At 70.3% G+C, this 14,916-nt stretch carries 16 protein-coding genes; 6 read left to right on the forward strand and 10 right to left on the reverse strand.

What is annotated here, in order from left to right; all coding sequences use genetic code 11:
• Nucleotides 1–68: 68 nt before the first annotated feature.
• Genes ACFWU3_RS01215 through ACFWU3_RS01225 form a run of 3 tightly spaced genes read right to left on the reverse strand, consistent with a single transcriptional unit; the run spans nt 69 to nt 1,641 of the window.
• Complete coding sequence (locus ACFWU3_RS01215; protein WP_313944553.1) at nt 69–770, reverse strand: TetR family transcriptional regulator; 702 nt, start codon at nt 768–770, stop codon at nt 69–71.
• An 11-nt stretch (nt 771–781) separates the two neighbouring features.
• Nucleotides 782–1,192 carry a thiol-disulfide oxidoreductase DCC family protein gene (locus ACFWU3_RS01220; RefSeq protein ID WP_384429316.1) on the reverse strand — a complete coding sequence of 137 codons (411 nt, stop codon included), beginning with the start codon at nt 1,190–1,192 and terminating at the stop codon, nt 782–784.
• Between the two features lie 5 nt (nt 1,193–1,197).
• Nucleotides 1,198–1,641, reverse strand: coding sequence for a hypothetical protein (locus ACFWU3_RS01225; protein WP_384429319.1), 444 nt, complete (start codon nt 1,639–1,641; stop codon nt 1,198–1,200).
• Between the two features lie 151 nt (nt 1,642–1,792).
• Between ACFWU3_RS01225 and ACFWU3_RS01230 the strand changes: the two genes are divergently transcribed.
• Together ACFWU3_RS01230 and ACFWU3_RS01235 are read left to right on the forward strand one after the other, a co-directional pair.
• Entirely contained in the window at nt 1,793–3,259 is a 1,467-nt protein-coding gene (locus ACFWU3_RS01230) for a VWA domain-containing protein (RefSeq protein WP_384429322.1), read from the forward strand.
• Nucleotides 3,259–3,831: a GNAT family N-acetyltransferase gene (locus tag ACFWU3_RS01235; protein ID WP_384429325.1), complete on the forward strand. Its 573-nt coding sequence runs from the start codon at nt 3,259–3,261 to the stop codon at nt 3,829–3,831. The genes ACFWU3_RS01230 and ACFWU3_RS01235 overlap by 1 nt, the downstream gene beginning before the upstream one ends.
• A gap of 68 nt (nt 3,832–3,899) precedes the next feature.
• On the opposite strand, the gene ACFWU3_RS01240 is transcribed toward ACFWU3_RS01235, so the two are convergent.
• The 6 genes from ACFWU3_RS01240 to ACFWU3_RS01265 form a co-directional block, all read right to left on the reverse strand.
• Nucleotides 3,900–4,445, reverse strand: coding sequence for a hypothetical protein (locus ACFWU3_RS01240; protein ID WP_384429328.1), 546 nt, complete (start codon nt 4,443–4,445; stop codon nt 3,900–3,902).
• A 165-nt stretch (nt 4,446–4,610) separates the two neighbouring features.
• Nucleotides 4,611–5,378, reverse strand: coding sequence for a succinate dehydrogenase iron-sulfur subunit (locus ACFWU3_RS01245; protein WP_340474915.1), 768 nt, complete (start codon nt 5,376–5,378; stop codon nt 4,611–4,613).
• A complete protein-coding gene (sdhA, locus tag ACFWU3_RS01250) occupies nt 5,378–7,132 on the reverse strand; it encodes a succinate dehydrogenase flavoprotein subunit (protein WP_384429331.1) in 1,755 nt (584 codons plus the stop codon). Before sdhA ends, ACFWU3_RS01245 begins: the two co-directional genes overlap by 1 nt.
• Before the next feature lie 20 nt (nt 7,133–7,152).
• Nucleotides 7,153–7,629, reverse strand: coding sequence for a succinate dehydrogenase hydrophobic membrane anchor subunit (locus tag ACFWU3_RS01255; protein WP_313944545.1), 477 nt, complete (start codon nt 7,627–7,629; stop codon nt 7,153–7,155).
• 8 nt (nt 7,630–7,637) lie between these two features.
• Nucleotides 7,638–8,018 carry a succinate dehydrogenase, cytochrome b556 subunit gene (gene sdhC, locus ACFWU3_RS01260; protein ID WP_313944544.1) on the reverse strand — a complete coding sequence of 127 codons (381 nt, stop codon included), beginning with the start codon at nt 8,016–8,018 and terminating at the stop codon, nt 7,638–7,640.
• Between the two features lie 168 nt (nt 8,019–8,186).
• Nucleotides 8,187–8,666, reverse strand: a complete 480-nt coding sequence (locus tag ACFWU3_RS01265; RefSeq protein ID WP_384429336.1) for a 2-oxo-4-hydroxy-4-carboxy-5-ureidoimidazoline decarboxylase — start codon at nt 8,664–8,666, stop codon at nt 8,187–8,189.
• 302 nt (nt 8,667–8,968) lie between these two features.
• Here ACFWU3_RS01265 and ACFWU3_RS01270 point away from each other — a divergent pair, with 302 nt between their 5' ends.
• The 4 genes from ACFWU3_RS01270 (at nt 8,969) to ACFWU3_RS01285 (ending at nt 13,667) form a co-directional block, all read left to right on the forward strand.
• A complete protein-coding gene (locus tag ACFWU3_RS01270; RefSeq protein ID WP_384429339.1) occupies nt 8,969–10,591 on the forward strand; it encodes a glycoside hydrolase family 20 protein in 1,623 nt (540 codons plus the stop codon).
• A 424-nt stretch (nt 10,592–11,015) separates the two neighbouring features.
• Nucleotides 11,016–11,600, forward strand: a complete 585-nt coding sequence (locus ACFWU3_RS01275) for a hypothetical protein (RefSeq protein ID WP_384429342.1) — start codon at nt 11,016–11,018, stop codon at nt 11,598–11,600.
• 289 nt (nt 11,601–11,889) lie between these two features.
• Nucleotides 11,890–12,666, forward strand: coding sequence for an RNA polymerase sigma factor (locus ACFWU3_RS01280; protein WP_384429344.1), 777 nt, complete (start codon nt 11,890–11,892; stop codon nt 12,664–12,666).
• The gene (locus ACFWU3_RS01285; protein ID WP_384429347.1) at nt 12,666–13,667 is read left to right on the forward strand and encodes a hypothetical protein; all 1,002 of its coding nucleotides are present in this window, start codon (nt 12,666–12,668) and stop codon (nt 13,665–13,667) included. Before ACFWU3_RS01280 ends, ACFWU3_RS01285 begins: the two co-directional genes overlap by 1 nt.
• A gap of 198 nt (nt 13,668–13,865) precedes the next feature.
• Here the strand turns inward: ACFWU3_RS01285 and ACFWU3_RS01290 are convergent, their stop codons facing one another.
• Nucleotides 13,866–14,732: a peptidoglycan-binding protein gene (locus ACFWU3_RS01290; protein WP_384429350.1), complete on the reverse strand. Its 867-nt coding sequence runs from the start codon at nt 14,730–14,732 to the stop codon at nt 13,866–13,868.
• Nucleotides 14,733–14,916 lie beyond the last annotated feature (184 nt).

Genomic DNA, 14,916 nt, shown 5'->3' on the forward strand with positions numbered 1-14,916 from the left:
GCCCCGGCCCACACCCGGCGGTCGTGCGAACACCCCGGCTCCGGCCGGGGTGTTCGCCGCTTCGCGCGCTACCGCTTGCGGGCGGCGACCGTCTCCGCCATCCCGGGCAGGAAGTCCGTGAACAGCTCGTGCACCTCCCGTACGAGGGGCCGCAGTACCCGGAAGCGGGCGAGCGCGACACCGCGGGTGGTGAGCCGGGCCCCGCGTTCGGCCAGCCGTCTGCTGCGCTCGCGGCCCTCGGAACGGTCGAAGACCCAGTACAGGACCAGGCCCATCTGCGACAGCCACATCAACTCGGGCAGGATGTCGACCAGGTCGTCGGCCACCTTCGCCTTCGACCCGGCGAGCACCTCGCGGTGGACCGCGATGGCCGACTCCCGCGCATGCTCCGACTCGGGGGAGAAGGGGCTCAGCGGGCTCTCCGGGTCGGCGGCGTTCTTGAAGAACTGCGCGGCGAACTCGTGGTACGGCGCCGCGATGTCCAGCCAGGCGGTGAGCACCCCCGCGAGCCGGGCCTCCAGATCGGTCTCGTTGTCCAGCACGGGCCGGACCGCCGCCTGGTGCTCGGCCGCGATCCGGTCGTAGAACCCCTGGACGAGGTGCTCCTTGGAGGAGAAGTAGTAGTACGCGTTCCCCACGGAGACCCCGGCCTCCTTGGCGATGGCCCGCATGGTCGTCTTGTCGTAACCGCGCTCCTGGAAGAGCCGGAGCGCGGTTTCGAGGATGAGCGTGCGGGTCTGCTCGCTCTTGGGGGCCTTCACTTCAGTCACGGTGCCCGAGCCTAACCGGGGACGGAGCACCGGTCGTCGCAGGCCTGCGGACCGGTGGGTGTGCCCGAGGCGGTCACCTCGCGGTACTTGGCCGCGGCGAGCATCGTGACGCGGACGAAGGGGGCGCCGGCCGGGGTGGCCAGCCAGTGGGCCTTCGGCCGGTGCTCGGCCAGTGCCCACAGGCACACGATCCAGGCCCCGGCCCCCGTGAAGACCTGCCCCCGGTCGCCGAGGACGGTGATCTCCCGGCGGGTGCGCTCGTGGTCGAGCCCCGGGTACCGGCGCCGGGCCTCGTGCGACCCGGCGGGCACGAGATCCAGCGGTACGAGCTGGCGCTGACGCTGGAGCCAGTGCCGCAGATGGACGCAGAGGGAGCACTGGGCGTCGTACAGGACGGTCAGTCTCCGGACCGGGACCCCCATGGCGCTCACGCTCCGGCGGGACCGGCGGCGGGTGCGGCCCACGGCCCCTTGTCGACGGGACCGGTCCAGCCCTGCGGCGGCACCGGCGGCACCTGCTCGCGCTCCATGATGCCGCGCCGGCGGATCTTGTTGAGGACGTAGACGTTGCCGAGGTGCATCACGCCGAGGACGAGCAGGACGACGCCGACCTTCACCGAGAGCGCCTCGAAGAGTCCGCGGGCGTCGGCCACCGCGTCGGCGGCCTTGAGGTAGAGGGCGACGAAGCCCAGGTTCACCAGGTAGAAGCCGACCACCAGCAGGTGGTTCACGGCATCGGCGAGCTTCTCGTTCCCGTGCAGTACGTCGGCCAGGAAGATCCGCCCGTTCCGGCTCAGTGTGCGAGCCACCCAGACGGTCAGCGCGACGCTGATCAGCAGATAGACGATGTACGCGACAACAGTGAGGTCCATCCCCACCCCTCCTTGAACGTGTTCAAAAGGCTGGACAGGAAGGACTGTAGACCTGTTTTTGAACATGTTCAAGCGAGTTCGCGGTGCCCTCGGAGACGTACGTCCGGCGCAGGTGTCGCCCCGGCGCGGTCCGACCCGCCACACTGTCCGGATGGCATCCGTACCTCTCAGCAAGGGCGCCAACATCCCGGTCGCCGCTGCCGCTGTCCGCGCCGTGCTCAGCTGGGCCCCGGGGGAGGGGACGCCCGACGTCGACGCCTCCGCGCTGCTCCTCACCGAGGGCGGACGGGTGCGCGACGACGGGGACTTCGTCTTCTACAACCAGCCGCGGCACTCCTCGGGCGCCGTGCGGCACCAGGGCAAGCGGGACGGGACCGACACCGTCGAGGTCGATCTCTCGTCGCTCGAAGCCTGTGTCGACCGCGTCGTGCTGAGTGCGTCGGCCGACGGCGGCACCTTCGGCCGGCTGCGCGGACTGAGGCTGCTGCTGCTCGACGCGGCGAGCGGCACGGAGCTGGCGCGGTTCGACATCGCCGCGGGGGCGGAGACGGCCCTGGTCGCCGGTGAGCTGTACCGGCGGGCCGGTGCGTGGAAGTTCCGGGCGGTGGGCCAGGGTTACGCGGCCGGACTGGCGGGGCTGGCCACCGACTACGGCATCACCGTGGACGACGCGCCCGCGCCGGTCCCGCACGCGCCCTCGCCGGTCTCGCACGCGCCCGCGCCGGTCCCGCACGCATCCGCCCCGGTCCCGCAGTCGCCCGTGCGTACGCCACAGGCGCCCGTCCCGCAGATGCCCGCCCCACAGGCTCCCGCGCCCGCACCGCCGCCCGCCGTCCCGCAGGCCGCCCGGCCGGACCGGGGCGAGGAGCAACTCCCCGTCGACATGCGCAAGCGGCTGTCCCTGCGCAAGCAACAGGTCGCCGTCAGCCTGAGCAAGCACGGCGCGGCCGGCGCCACCGCGCGGGTGATCCTGGTGCTGGACGCCTCCGGCTCCATGGCGATGCTGTACTCCCGGGGCGTCGTCGCCGATGTCGTGGAGCGGATGGCCGCCGTCGCGGCTCAGCTCGACGACGACGGCGAGATGCAGGCGTGGACCTTCGCCACCCACCCGGCCAGGCTCCCCGACCTCACCGTCGCCGGTCTGCCCGAGTGGCTCCAACTGCATGTCAGGGGCGGCGAGATGAGCCTGTTCGGCCGCCCGAAGAAGCCGAAGAAGGGCATGCGGCCGGGCCAGGTCGACATGCGCCTGGTCGGCATCCAGAACGAGGAGCAGAAGGTCATCGCCGAGGTCCGGGGCTACGTCCGGGCGAATCCCGCCCAGGCTCCGACCCTCGTGCTGTTCTTCTCGGACGGTGGTGTCTACCGCAACGCCGAGATCGAGCGTGAGCTGCGTGCGGCCGTCGAGGAGCCCGTCTTCTGGCAGTTCGTCGGCCTCGGGAAATCCGACTACGGGGTCCTGGAACGGTTCGACACCCTCCCCGGCCGCCGCGTGGACAACGTCGGCTTCTTCGCCGTCGACGACATCGCGGTCGTCTCGGACCCCGAGCTGTACGACAGGCTGCTGACCGAGTTCCCCTCCTGGCTCACGGCGGCCCGCCGGGCGGGCATCATCGGCTGATGGACCACACGATCACCGTCCGGCCCGTGACCGGCGCCGACTGGCCCGACGTGGAAGAACTCCTGAGCGCACGCGGCTCGGTCAAGGGCTGCTGGTGCATGTTCTTCCGGCAGACCCCGCAGGAGCGCCGCGAGACCGCGTGGGGCGAGGGCAACCGCCGTGCGCTGCGCGCCCTCGTCGACGACGGAGCCCGTCCGGGCCTGGTCGCCCGCCGGGACGGCACCCCCGTCGGCTGGGTCTCCGTCGCACCGCGTACGGAGTACTCCCGCCTCGACCGCTCCCCGGTCAGCAAACCGGTCGACGACGTCCCGGTGTGGGCGCTGGTCTGTCTGTACGTCGGCAGGGAGCACCGCGGTACGGGCGTGGCGCGCGAACTCGTCCGCGGAGCCGTCTCGTTCGCCCGGGACAACGGTGCACGGACGGTGGAGGCCTATCCCGTGGACGACACGATGGGCCCGGTGGGAGCCGACGAGGCGTTCCACGGCCTGGTCTCACTGCTGACCGCCGAGGGCTTCACCGAGGTGGCCCGGCGCGCCCCGAAGCGCCCGGTGATGCGGCGTCGACTGACGTGACCCGCTCCGTCACATGGACCCGCCCGGTGGTCACCGGCCCCCGCCGATGACCACCCCGGTGCGGAGCACTACATGCTGCTCAGCGACCGCGCATAGTTGATCTGGCCCATCACCTGCTGGAACGTGCCCGGGTGCTGTGCCGGGATCATCGTCGAGTGGTGCTTGCCCGCGCTCGTCACCGTGACCTGGATGAAGCCCGTCGTCGTCTTCTCCTTCATCAGGAGGAAGAGCAGGCCCAGCAGACAGAAGATGAAGAACACGACCGCCAGCACGATGGCGTGCGTCGGCATCTTCTCCTCGGTGCGGGACATGTCCGTCGCGTTCCACACCGCGCCCCGCAGCGGCAGCGTGCCCGCCGGGGTGACGATCGAGTCGCCCATCACCGTGATGTCACCGATGGAGACCAGCGGCGTGCCGCCCATCGGCACCGGGTTGACCGGCACCGGGACACCCGCGGGCTGCGTCTGCGAGTAGGCCGGGGTGTCGTTCGGGCCCGGATAGCCGTACCCCGGTGCGGCGTTGGGGTAGCCGTAGGCCGGCGTCCCCGGCGGCTGCGTCGGGCCCCACTTGTACTCGGGCTCTCCGTCCGCTGCGTACGGATTGGGCTCGCTCATATGTCTCGTCCCCGCTTTCGAGCTTCATGTCAGACGTCCCACGATCCTGCCAGGTATCGCCGCGCTCGGTGAAGCCCGTACGGCGAAGGGCCCCGCGTCCCGGGCGGGATGCGGGGCCCTTCGTACCGAATCGGTGCGACCGGCGCGACCGGTGCGACCCGTGGGTCAGAAGCGGCGCGTGATGAGCGCCCGCTTCACCTCCTGGATCGCCTTGGTGACCTCGATACCGCGCGGGCAGGCGTCCGTGCAGTTGAACGTGGTGCGGCAACGCCACACGCCGTCCTTGTCGTTGAGGATCTCCAGACGCTGCTCCCCGGCCTCGTCACGCGAGTCGAAGATGAAGCGGTGCGCGTTGACGATCGCCGCCGGGCCGAAGTACTGGCCGTCGTTCCAGAACACCGGGCACGAGGACGTGCACGCGGCGCACAGGATGCACTTGGTGGTGTCGTCGAAGCGCTCGCGGTCCTCGGCGGTCTGCAGACGCTCACGCGTCGGCTCGTTGCCGTTGGTGATCAGGAACGGCATCACGTCGCGGTACGCCTGGAAGAACGGCTCCATGTCCACGACCAGGTCCTTGAGGACCGTCAGGCCCTTGATGGCCTCGACCGTGATGGGCTTCTCCGGGTTGATGTCCTTGATCAGCGTCTTGCAGGCGAGCCTGTTCTTGCCGTTGATCCGCATCGCGTCGGAGCCGCAGATGCCGTGCGCGCAGGAGCGGCGGAAGGTCAGCGAACCGTCGACGTCCCACTTGATCTTGTGCAGCGCGTCGAGGACGCGCTCCTTGGGATCGATGTCGATCCGGAAGTCCTGCCACTCCGCGTCCGCCGCCACCTCGGGGTTGAAGCGGCGGATCCGGAACGTGACGGAGATGAGGTGCGACGAGGCGGAGTCCGCCTCGAACGCATCCAGCTTGTCCAATGTCGGGGTAGCCATCAGTACTTACGCTCCATCGGCTGGTAGCGGGTCTGGACGACCGGCTTGTAGTCGAGACGGACGGTCTCGGAGCCGTCGTCGCCGACCTCGCGGTACGCCATGGTGTGGCGCATGAAGTTGACGTCGTCGCGGTTCGGGTAGTCCTCGCGGTAGTGACCGCCGCGGGACTCCTTGCGGGCCAGCGCCGAGACGGCCATGACCTCGGCCAGGTCGAGCAGGTTGCCCAGCTCGACGGCCTCCAGCAGGTCCGTGTTGAAGCGCCGCCCCTTGTCCTGGATGGACACGTTGCGGTAGCGGGCCTGAAGCTCGCCGATCTTCTCGACCGCGGTCTTGATCGTCTGCTCGGTGCGGAACACCATGACGTTGGCGTCCATGGTCTCCTGCAGCTCGCGGCGGATGTCCGCCACCCGCTCGTTGCCGGTGGAGTTGCGCAGCCGCTCGACCTGGGCCTCGACGAGCGAGGCGGGGTTCTCCGGGAGCTCGACGAAGTCGTGCTTGGCGGAGTACTCCGCGGCGGCGATGCCCGAGCGCTTGCCGAAGACGTTGATGTCCAGCAGCGAGTTGGTGCCGAGGCGGTTGGCGCCGTGCACGGAGACGCAGGCGACCTCGCCGGCGGCGTACAGACCCGGGACGACCGTGGTGTTGTCCGCGAGGACCTCACCCTGGACGTTGGTCGGGATGCCGCCCATGGCGTAGTGCGCGGTCGGCTGGATCGGGATCGGGTCCGTGTAGGGCTCGATACCGAGGTAGGTCCGCGCGAACTCGGTGATGTCCGGGAGCTTGGCGTCCAGCTGCTCCGGCGGCAGGTGGGTCAGGTCCAGGTAGACGTGGTCGCCCTCGGGACCGCAGCCGCGGCCCTCGCGGATCTCGGTGTAGATCGAGCGCGAGACGACGTCACGCGAGGCGAGGTCCTTCATGACGGGGGCGTACTTCTCCATGAAGCGCTCGCCGTCCTTGTTGCGGAGGATGCCGCCCTCACCGCGGGCGCCCTCCGTCAGCAGGATGCCCATGCGCCAGATGCCCGTCGGGTGGAACTGGAAGAACTCCATGTCCTCCAGCGGCAGACCGCGCCGGTAGCAGGCCGCCTGGCCGTCACCGGTGAGGGTGTGCGCGTTGGAGGTCACCTTGAAGAACTTGCCGGTGCCGCCGGAGGCGTAGATCACGGCCTTCGCCTGGAAGATGTGGATCTCGCCGGTGGCCAGCTCGTAGGCGACCACACCGGCCGACCTCTTGACGCCGTCCACCTCGGTGATCAGCTGGTCCAGGACGTAGAACTCGTTGAAGAACTCCACGCCCTCCTTGACGCAGTTCTGGTACAGCGTCTGGAGGATCATGTGACCGGTGCGGTCCGCGGCGTAGCAGGACCGGCGGACCGGGGCCTCACCGTGGTTGCGCGAGTGGCCGCCGAAGCGCCGCTGGTCGATGGTGCCGTTCGGGGTCCGGTTGAACGGCAGGCCCATCTTCTCCAGGTCGAGGACCGCGTCGATGGCCTCCTTCGCCAGGATCTCGGCGGCGTCCTGGTCGACCAGGTAGTCACCGCCCTTGACCGTGTCGAAGGTGTGCCACTCCCAGTTGTCCTCTTCCACGTTGGCGAGCGCGGCGGCCATGCCGCCCTGCGCGGCGCCCGTGTGGGAGCGGGTCGGGTAGAGCTTGGTCAGCACGGCGGTGCGGCTGCGCTTCGTCGACTCGATGGCCGCGCGCATTCCGGCGCCGCCGGCGCCGACGATGACGGTGTCGTACTTGTGGATCTTCATTGGTCTCGTCAGCCCCGGCTTTAGCGGATGTTCGGGTCGAAGGTGAAGATCACCAGCGTGCCCAGAAGGATGGTGAACACCGTGGCGGTGTACAGCAGGCCCTTGAGCCACAGACGCGTGTTCGGGCGTTCGGCGTAGTCATTGATGACAGTACGCAGACCGTTGGCGCCGTGCAGCATGGCGAGCCACAGCATCAGCAGGTCCCAGACCTGCCAGAACGGGGACGCCCAGCGGCCGGCCACGAAGGCGAAGCCGATCTTGGAGACGCCGCCGTCCAGCACCAGCTGGATCAGCAGGTGGCCGATGACCAGGACGACCAGCACGACGCCCGACAGACGCATGAAGAGCCAGGCGGCCATCTCGAAGTTGCCGCGGGTGGAGCTCGGCGTGCGGCCCGTGCGCCGGCGCGGCGCCTCGATGTACGGCGCCGGGTTGTCGGCGCTGTAGAGGCTCTCGCCCTCGACGGGGCCGATCGTGGAAGAGGTGTCAGCGGACATGTCTGGCGTCAGCTCCCGAAGACTTCACGAACGGCGTGGCCGAGCACCGGGTACAGGGCACCCACCATCAGCACGAACCAGATGGCCATGACGCTCCAGAGCATCTGCTTCTGGTAGCGCGGGCCCTTGGACCAGAAGTCCACGGCGATGACACGCAGCCCGTTCAGCGCATGGAAGAGAATCGCGGCCACGAGGCCGTATTCGAGCAGCGCGACGATAGGCGTCTTGTACGTGGCAACCACATCGTCGTACGCCTCGGGCGAGACGCGGACAAGAGCGGTGTCCAGCACGTGTACGAACAGGAAGAAGAAGATGAGGACGCCGGTGACTCGATGAGCCACCCATGACCACATTCCTTCCCGGCCGCGGTACAGCGTTCCAGCCGGCACGGAAGAACCCTCCGGGAGCGGGGATTGGGGCCTGCCGGCTTGGGGTTGTCGGTCTGGCCCGGCCGGGTACGGTCCACCGGCCCCGGCCATCGTAGCGACGACTTGTCGGTTCGTTCGCCCGGGGTCGGCTGGTGTGATCAAACAGGCAATCAAACAGCCTCGTACGGGCTACCGGGAAGCCCCCGCGACGTCTGATTCAGGATGGTTGGCCACTACATGTGTCAGTCGGGAGCGCGCGAGGCCGCGCAGCTCCTCTGCGGCGACGGCCCGCTCCTCGTCCGGTTCGTGGGTCAGACGGGTGCGGATTCCGGCCAGCAGGTGATCCAGGTACTCGTCGGGACCGTAGGCGTCGAGGCAGATCACGAAGGCGTGGCCGAAACGGCTCTCGTACGCGGCGTGGGCGGCGGCGAGCGCGGTGTGCGCTGCCTGGGGCGCGCCCGGGTGCAGCCCGGCGGAGCACTCGTCGGCGAGAGCCTCGGTGACGTCGGAGGGCCGCAGGTCGTAGCCGGCCTCGTCGGCCGCGGCGAGCAGGGACGCCAGGTCGGGGTAGGGGCGGTGGGCGGCCATCCGCTCGGCCCAGCGGCCGCTGGCGCAGCAGGCGAGCAGGGTGGCGACGACGGCGCTCTCGGGTGCGGTGTTGAAGTGCACCAGTCCAGGTGTGCCGCTCCGTTGGCCGGGCAGCGGGGACCGTATGCCAGAAGGGGCGGGCGCGCCGAGAGTGTGGTGGAGTGTCGGCGGTCGCTTCGGGAGGCCGGCGTGGGATTCGCTGGACAGCGTGGGCTCCTCGAACAGAACAGCGGGACCGCTGGGAAGGGAGGGGTGGATGAGTCGTAACGCTATCGACGCGTGCGAGGACGTGTCCGACGGATGCGCGATTTTCACCCGGACGGGAGAGTTTCAGCTCATGTGATGGACGATGCAGGGGGTGCTTCGCCGTGGTTACGCTGCATATGGGAGGTATCCGAGTGATAGTGCACCCTGGGCGCGCCCGGACCGCCGGCGTCATGGTCGCCGTGGCCGCGGCCCTGTCGATGACCGTGACCGGCTGTTCCAGCGGCTCCGACGGCGATGCGGCCGATACGGGCGGTGACGGTGGCGCCCGGGCGAAACCCGCCGCGCCCAGTCCTTCGCCGTCCCGGTCGTACCCGCTCTCCACGGCGCCCGCGACCATCCCCTCCGTGCGGCAGCACGAAGCCGCCCGTGGGCCGGGCTGGAAGCCCGGACCCGCTGCCGGGATCGTGGTCGCGAAGGGCAGCGAGGCCCTGGCCGACGAGGCCAAACTGCTCGCCGGCGAGCTGAAGATCGCCTACCGGGGAGCCGTTGCCGCAGGTCCCGCAGATGTCGAACTGGTACTGGCCCCCTCGCAGGCGGGCGGCGCGGAGTCGTACACCGTCCGGACCGGCGGCGGGAAGGTGCGCATATCCGGGCCGGACCAGTCCGGCGTCTTCTACGGCACCCGCACCCTCAAGCAGGCGGTCCGCTCCGGCGGCGTGATGCCGGAAGGGCTCGTCCAGGACCGCCCCGACCGGCCGCAGCGCGGACTGATGGTGGACATCGCCCGCAAGAGCTTCACCGCGGGCTGGATCGAGGACCGGCTGCGGGAGATGGCCGACCTCAAGCTCAACCAGCTGGGACTGCACTTCTCGGACGACCAGGGGTTCCGTATCGAGTCGGACACCCACCCCGAGATCGTCTCGCAGGAGCACCTCACGAAGGACCAGGTCAGAAAGATCCTGGCGCTGGCGTCCTCGCTGCACATCCAGGTCGTGCCCGAGATCGACTCACCGGGGCATCTGGGCGCGGTGCTGGCGGCCTATCCCCAGCTCCAGCTGAGGGACGTGGGCGGCCGGACGGTGCGCGGAGCGATCGACATCGGGAACCCGGAGTCGGCACGGCTCGTGGACGAGCTGCTGCGCGAGTACGCCGATCTCTTCGGCGGCAGGTTCTGGCATCTGGGCGGTGACGAGTACCAGGCCCTCGTGCGCGAGAACCCGGAGGCGTCCTTCCCGCAGCTCGCGGCACTCGCGCGGGAGCAGTACGGCCCCGAGGGCCGGGTCCAGGACCTGGCGACGGACTGGGTGAACGACCGCGCCGCGGTCGTGCGGCCGCTGGGCCTCCAGCCCAAGGCCTGGAACGACGGCTTCTTCCGGGGCGGGTCGGTCTCCGTGGACAAGGACGTCGAGGTCGCGTACTGGACCGGCAAGGAGATCGGCGCACGGCCGCCCGAGGAGTATCTGGCCGAGGGCCGCAAGCTCCTGAACCTCAACGACGAGTACATGTACTACGTACTCGGCGAGCCCAACGACTTCACCTACCCGACGGGCCGGCGGATCTACGAGCAGTGGACGCCGTTCGTCCTCCGCGGCACCGAGCCGGTGCCGGAGAAGTACTCGAAGCAGATCGTCGGCGGCCAGTTCGCCGTCTGGTGCGATCTCGCCCAGGCGCAGACGCAGGCCCAGGTCGCGAGCGGTATCCGGATGCCTCTGCGGGCCACGGCCCAGAAGTTGTGGGTGCCGGGCGCTCCGACGGCGAGCTGGGCCGACTTCCAGAGTCTGGCGAACCGGCTCGGCTGAGCCGGGCGGCGGCGCCGCGGGTCGCTTGCCGCGCTGTCCGTCGCGCCGGCCGTCATGGGGTCGTCGCGGTGTGGGCCCGCCCGGGGGTGTGCGGGCCCACACCACGGTCCCCGGCCTCCCCGCGGGCCCAACCGGGCGCCCTGCAAGCCGAGTTCCGGGTGCGCAGAATGTAACAGAGGTGTGGCGCAAATGTGTGCGAGTGGCGCGGAATTGATGGTGGGTCCGTCAGAGCCGCTCATGACCGCACAACCGTGGCGGCGGGACCATCGGACGGAGTACTTTGCGCCAAGCGGCCCGAACACGGCTTCGGGAGACTTCTCCTCCGATCCCTGGAAGGACGGGGTTTCCCGCTTCGTCGTAGTGACGCAATTGAGCCACGGGGCGCAGTAAGAGGAAGTACTGCGTCCGCGATGGGAGGCGTCCGGTGGCGTCGAAGTGCCTGAGAGAGCTGATCGCACAGGCCGATGAGAGAGGCCTGGCCGCGAGCGGGCTCGCATGCCTGGACCGCTGTCTGCCGCTGCTCGCGTCCGAGAGCGATGTGCTGCGTCCGCTGTGGGCGGGCCTGGTGGACGGCGCGGAGGACTGGTCCGTGCGGCTGGGCGCCGCCAGAGAGGCGATGGAGAGCGAGACCGTCAGCGACGAAGCGGCCGTTCTCGTGCGCCAGATGCTCGGTGCCGCGCCGTCCGAGTGGGAGCGCGAGCCGCTGCGCGAATGGGCGGACGACTGCTCCGTCGCCGCGCTGGAGCTCCACCACCGCTTCGACGCCTCGCCGGGCGACGGGGAGCCGGAGGCGGCCGATGTCATCGAGGTGCTCAAGAGCTGCCGCGAGGGGGAGCCGACGAGCGCCGGGCCCCTGGTGGCCGGGGAAGTGCGGCGGCAGATCCAGGTCCTGGAGATCCTCGCCGAGGGCGAGGGCGGCGTCGGCCTGCGGCAGGCGCTCGATGTGTCGACCGAGGGGCAGCGGATCCTGCGTGCGGTCGTCTCCCGCCGTGCCCGCGTGCAGCGCTGAGAGCCGGACATCAGCGGCTTTGGACGAGCGCGGGACGGGTGCGGTGGAAGGACGACCGGGGCCGCCACCCCCCACAGGAGAGGCCCCGGTCGTCGTCCGCCGGGGTCGCAGAGCCACCCCGTACTTCTCTCAGCGCCGGGCGGGCGATTTCTGTCACACGACGCCGGTCGGCAATTGTTGCAAGTTGTACAAGGCATGGACGCGGCCCCCCGGAACGACGTAGCGTGCTGATTCGCGCACGGGGGCGCGGCAGTGATGACCAGCTGCGATTCGGAACAAGGTTGAGGTAGTGCTGGGGGACGACGCGGAGCTGACCGCCGCGGTGCTCGCGGCACAGGACGGGGACGAAGGCGCCTTCCGGACTGTGTACCGCGCCGTGCACCCGCGGCTGCTCGGCTATGTACGGACGCTCGTCGGTGAGCCGGAGGCCGAGGACGTCACATCCGAGGCATGGCTCCAGATCGCCCGCGACCTGGACCGGTTCAGCGGCGACGCGGACCGGTTCCGCGGATGGGCCGCCCGAATAGCCCGCAACCGCGCGCTCGACCACATCAGGATGCGGGGCCGGCGCCCGGCCGTCGGCGGCGACGAGAGCGAACTCACCGGCAGGCCGGCGGAGTCGGACACCGCCGACGAGGCCATGGAAGCCCTCGCCACCGGATCCACCATGGCCCTCATCGCGCAACTGCCCCAGGACCAGGCCGAGGCCGTCGTCCTGCGGGTGGTCGTCGGGCTGGACGCCAAGAGCGCCGCCAAGACGCTGGGCAAACGGCCCGGAGCCGTACGCACCGCGGCGCACCGTGGGCTCAAGCGGCTGGCCGAGCTGCTCGGCGCGGAGAGCCTGGAGGGTCTGGGGGCAGCGGATTACGAGGACCCCGAGAGCGTGGGCGCCGTTGCGAACGCGTACGGTGCTGTCGCCGACGCGGACGCCGTGAACACGGTCGCGGGCCCCGCCGAACGCGCCGCGGATCTGAACGGCGTACCTCCGCAGCGCAGTCTCCGGCCCGGTGCCACGGCACCCGCCGGTGTGACGCATTCGCGGCCGCGGACGCAGAAGGACATGTGATGGCCGACGAGCGGTACGAGTGGCTTGACAGGAAAGCGGCGGAACAGCTGTTGCGCGGCGAGCCGGTCAGGACGTCGGACGAGCACGCCCGTGCACAGGCCGCGCAGCTGTCCCGGGCCCTCTTCGCAGCGGGCAGGCCGGAGGTCCCCGTCCATCCCGAGGACGGTGAAATGCCGGGTGAGGCCGCCGCGCTGGCGGCCTTTCGCAAGAGCAGGGCCGACGCCGAGGCGGGCGACGCGCTCGGGACCGTACGCCTCGCCCCCTCACCGTGCGCCGCGCTCGGTGTGCGGCTGCGCCGACCCGTGCGGTTCGGTATCGCGGCGCTCGTCGCGGGCTGTGCCCTCGGCGGTGTCGCGGTCGCGGCGGGCACCGGCCTGCTGCCGACTCCTTTCAGCGGCGGCACGCCTCTTCCCGCCTCCTCCGTCTCGGCGGCGGAGACACCCGGACCGGTACTGAGCGAGTCGCCCGACGGCGCGGTGAGCTCGCCCATGCAGTCGCCCGATCCCGTCACCTCTCCCTCGGCCCCTCCGGCGGAGAGCGGCGGGCTGGTCAAGGACCCGGACCCGACGGGCGCCACCACCGGGCCGGGCGGCGAGACGCCCGGCCGGCCGGAGGACGGCAAGGACGACGCCAAGAGCAAGCGGCGGGCCGAGCTGTACCGCAGGACGGTCGCGGCCTGCCTCGACTACCGCAAGGGCACCCTGCCGGCCGAGCACCGCAAGAAGCTGGAGATCGCGGCCAAGGGGCCGGGCGGGGTCGAGCGGTTCTGCGCCGAACTGCTGAACCGTGACGCGAAGAGCGGCGGCGGCGACCACAGCGGCAGCGACGGCGGCGGTGACAACGACGACGACAAGGGTGACGGTGACGGCTCGGACTCCGACGGCCGGCCGCACGGATCCAAGCCGCCCGTCTCCTGGACACCGCCGCAGCAGAACACCCCGCGCACCGCGTCCGAAAATGGCCCCCTGCCGTCCGTGGACACGCTCGGCTCTCTGTTCTGACCAGGCGTTTTCCGGCCGCGCCCACGCGGTGTGACATTTTTTGAGCCGTTGACGCAGTAGAGAGTGAGCCGACTGGTCATCGGCCGCGCCCGAGCCGGGGTTCCCCCCGTACCTACGGCTGGGCGCACATGGCGCGGGCGGGACACGTTCCCCCGGTCCCGCCCGCGCCACTCACTCCTCCTGACGGCCCCGGCCGTCTCACCAGTGGATGACGACCTTGTCGCCGATGCGGACCTGCGCGAACAGCGAGGCGATCGCCCCCTTGTCCCGGACGTTGGCGCAGCCGTGGGACGCGCCGTTGTAGCCGCGGGCCGCGAAGTCCGCCGAATAGTGCACTGCCTGGCCGCCGCTGAAGAACATCGCGTACGGCATCGGGGTGTGGTAGATCGTCGAGACGTGGTCCCTCGACTTCGCGAAGACGCTGAAGGTGCCCTCGCGGGTCGGTGTGTACTGGGACCCGAAGCGCACGTCCATCGTGGACCGGACCGTGCCGTCGACCACCCAGGACAGGGTGCGGCTCGTCTTGCTGATGCACATCACGCGACCGGTCAGACAGCGCGGGTCGAGCTTGGCCGAGGGCTTGTTGACCTTCCGGCCCGCCAACTCGTCGCTCGTCGGCTTCTTCGTCATCCCGAGCAGCTTCTGCCAGGTGACGGTGTTCGTGTCACCGGTGACCGGCAGTCCGCGCTTGGTCTGGAAGCCCTTCACCGCATCGGCGGTGACCGAGCCGTACGTGCCGGTCGGGGTGTCGTCGAACCAGCCGATCTGGGCGAGCCTGGCCTGGAGCTCGCGCACCTTGGCGCCCTTGGAGCCGCGGGCCATCAGCACCTCGGCGGGCTCGGCGCTCGCGCTCGGCGAGGCGGGCTTCTGCTTCGGTTTCCCGGACGGCGTGGCCGGCGCCGGACGGGTCGGTGCGGGTGTCGCCTCCGGCGCGGGCGCCGAGGCGCCCGGCTTGCCGTCCGACCCCGCGGCCCGGTCGGGTACGGCGGCCTGGGCCGTGCAGCCGACGGTCACCGCGAGTACGGCGGCCGCGGCGATGGTTCTGCCGATGGTGTTCCGAAGCATGTCGCCCCCCTGTGTTCTCTGTGCATGCTGAGATGGATTCCCGCTCTGCTCGGTTGCGCAATCCCGCGCATCATGGGGAGAAGGCTGTGAGCAAGGTCCCACCGGACGGCTCTCGAACCGTCGCGGACCCGCCGCTACAGTCCCTCGCGAGTACGGTTACCGGCGAGTAGCTCCAGCGGAGGCA

This window comes from Streptomyces sp. NPDC058685, assembly GCF_042714725.1.
Classification (GTDB): domain Bacteria; phylum Actinomycetota; class Actinomycetes; order Streptomycetales; family Streptomycetaceae; genus Streptomyces.

Excerpts from the sequence above, each read along its gene's own strand:
- ACFWU3_RS01220 (WP_384429316.1), bottom strand. The coding sequence starts at position 1,192 with ATGGGGGTCCCGGTCCGGAGACTGACCGTCCTGTACGACGCCCAGTGC.
- ACFWU3_RS01225 (WP_384429319.1), bottom strand. The coding sequence starts at position 1,641 with ATGGACCTCACTGTTGTCGCGTACATCGTCTATCTGCTGATCAGCGTC.
- ACFWU3_RS01230 (WP_384429322.1), top strand. The coding sequence starts at position 1,793 with ATGGCATCCGTACCTCTCAGCAAGGGCGCCAACATCCCGGTCGCCGCT.
- ACFWU3_RS01235 (WP_384429325.1), top strand. The coding sequence starts at position 3,259 with ATGGACCACACGATCACCGTCCGGCCCGTGACCGGCGCCGACTGGCCC.
- ACFWU3_RS01240 (WP_384429328.1), bottom strand. The coding sequence starts at position 4,445 with ATGAGCGAGCCCAATCCGTACGCAGCGGACGGAGAGCCCGAGTACAAG.
- ACFWU3_RS01245 (WP_340474915.1), bottom strand. The coding sequence starts at position 5,378 with ATGGCTACCCCGACATTGGACAAGCTGGATGCGTTCGAGGCGGACTCC.
- sdhA (WP_384429331.1), bottom strand. The coding sequence starts at position 7,132 with ATGAAGATCCACAAGTACGACACCGTCATCGTCGGCGCCGGCGGCGCC.
- ACFWU3_RS01255 (WP_313944545.1), bottom strand. The coding sequence starts at position 7,629 with ATGTCCGCTGACACCTCTTCCACGATCGGCCCCGTCGAGGGCGAGAGC.
- ACFWU3_RS01270 (WP_384429339.1), top strand. The coding sequence starts at position 8,969 with ATGGGAGGTATCCGAGTGATAGTGCACCCTGGGCGCGCCCGGACCGCC.
- ACFWU3_RS01285 (WP_384429347.1), top strand. The coding sequence starts at position 12,666 with ATGGCCGACGAGCGGTACGAGTGGCTTGACAGGAAAGCGGCGGAACAG.
- ACFWU3_RS01290 (WP_384429350.1), bottom strand. The coding sequence starts at position 14,732 with ATGCTTCGGAACACCATCGGCAGAACCATCGCCGCGGCCGCCGTACTC.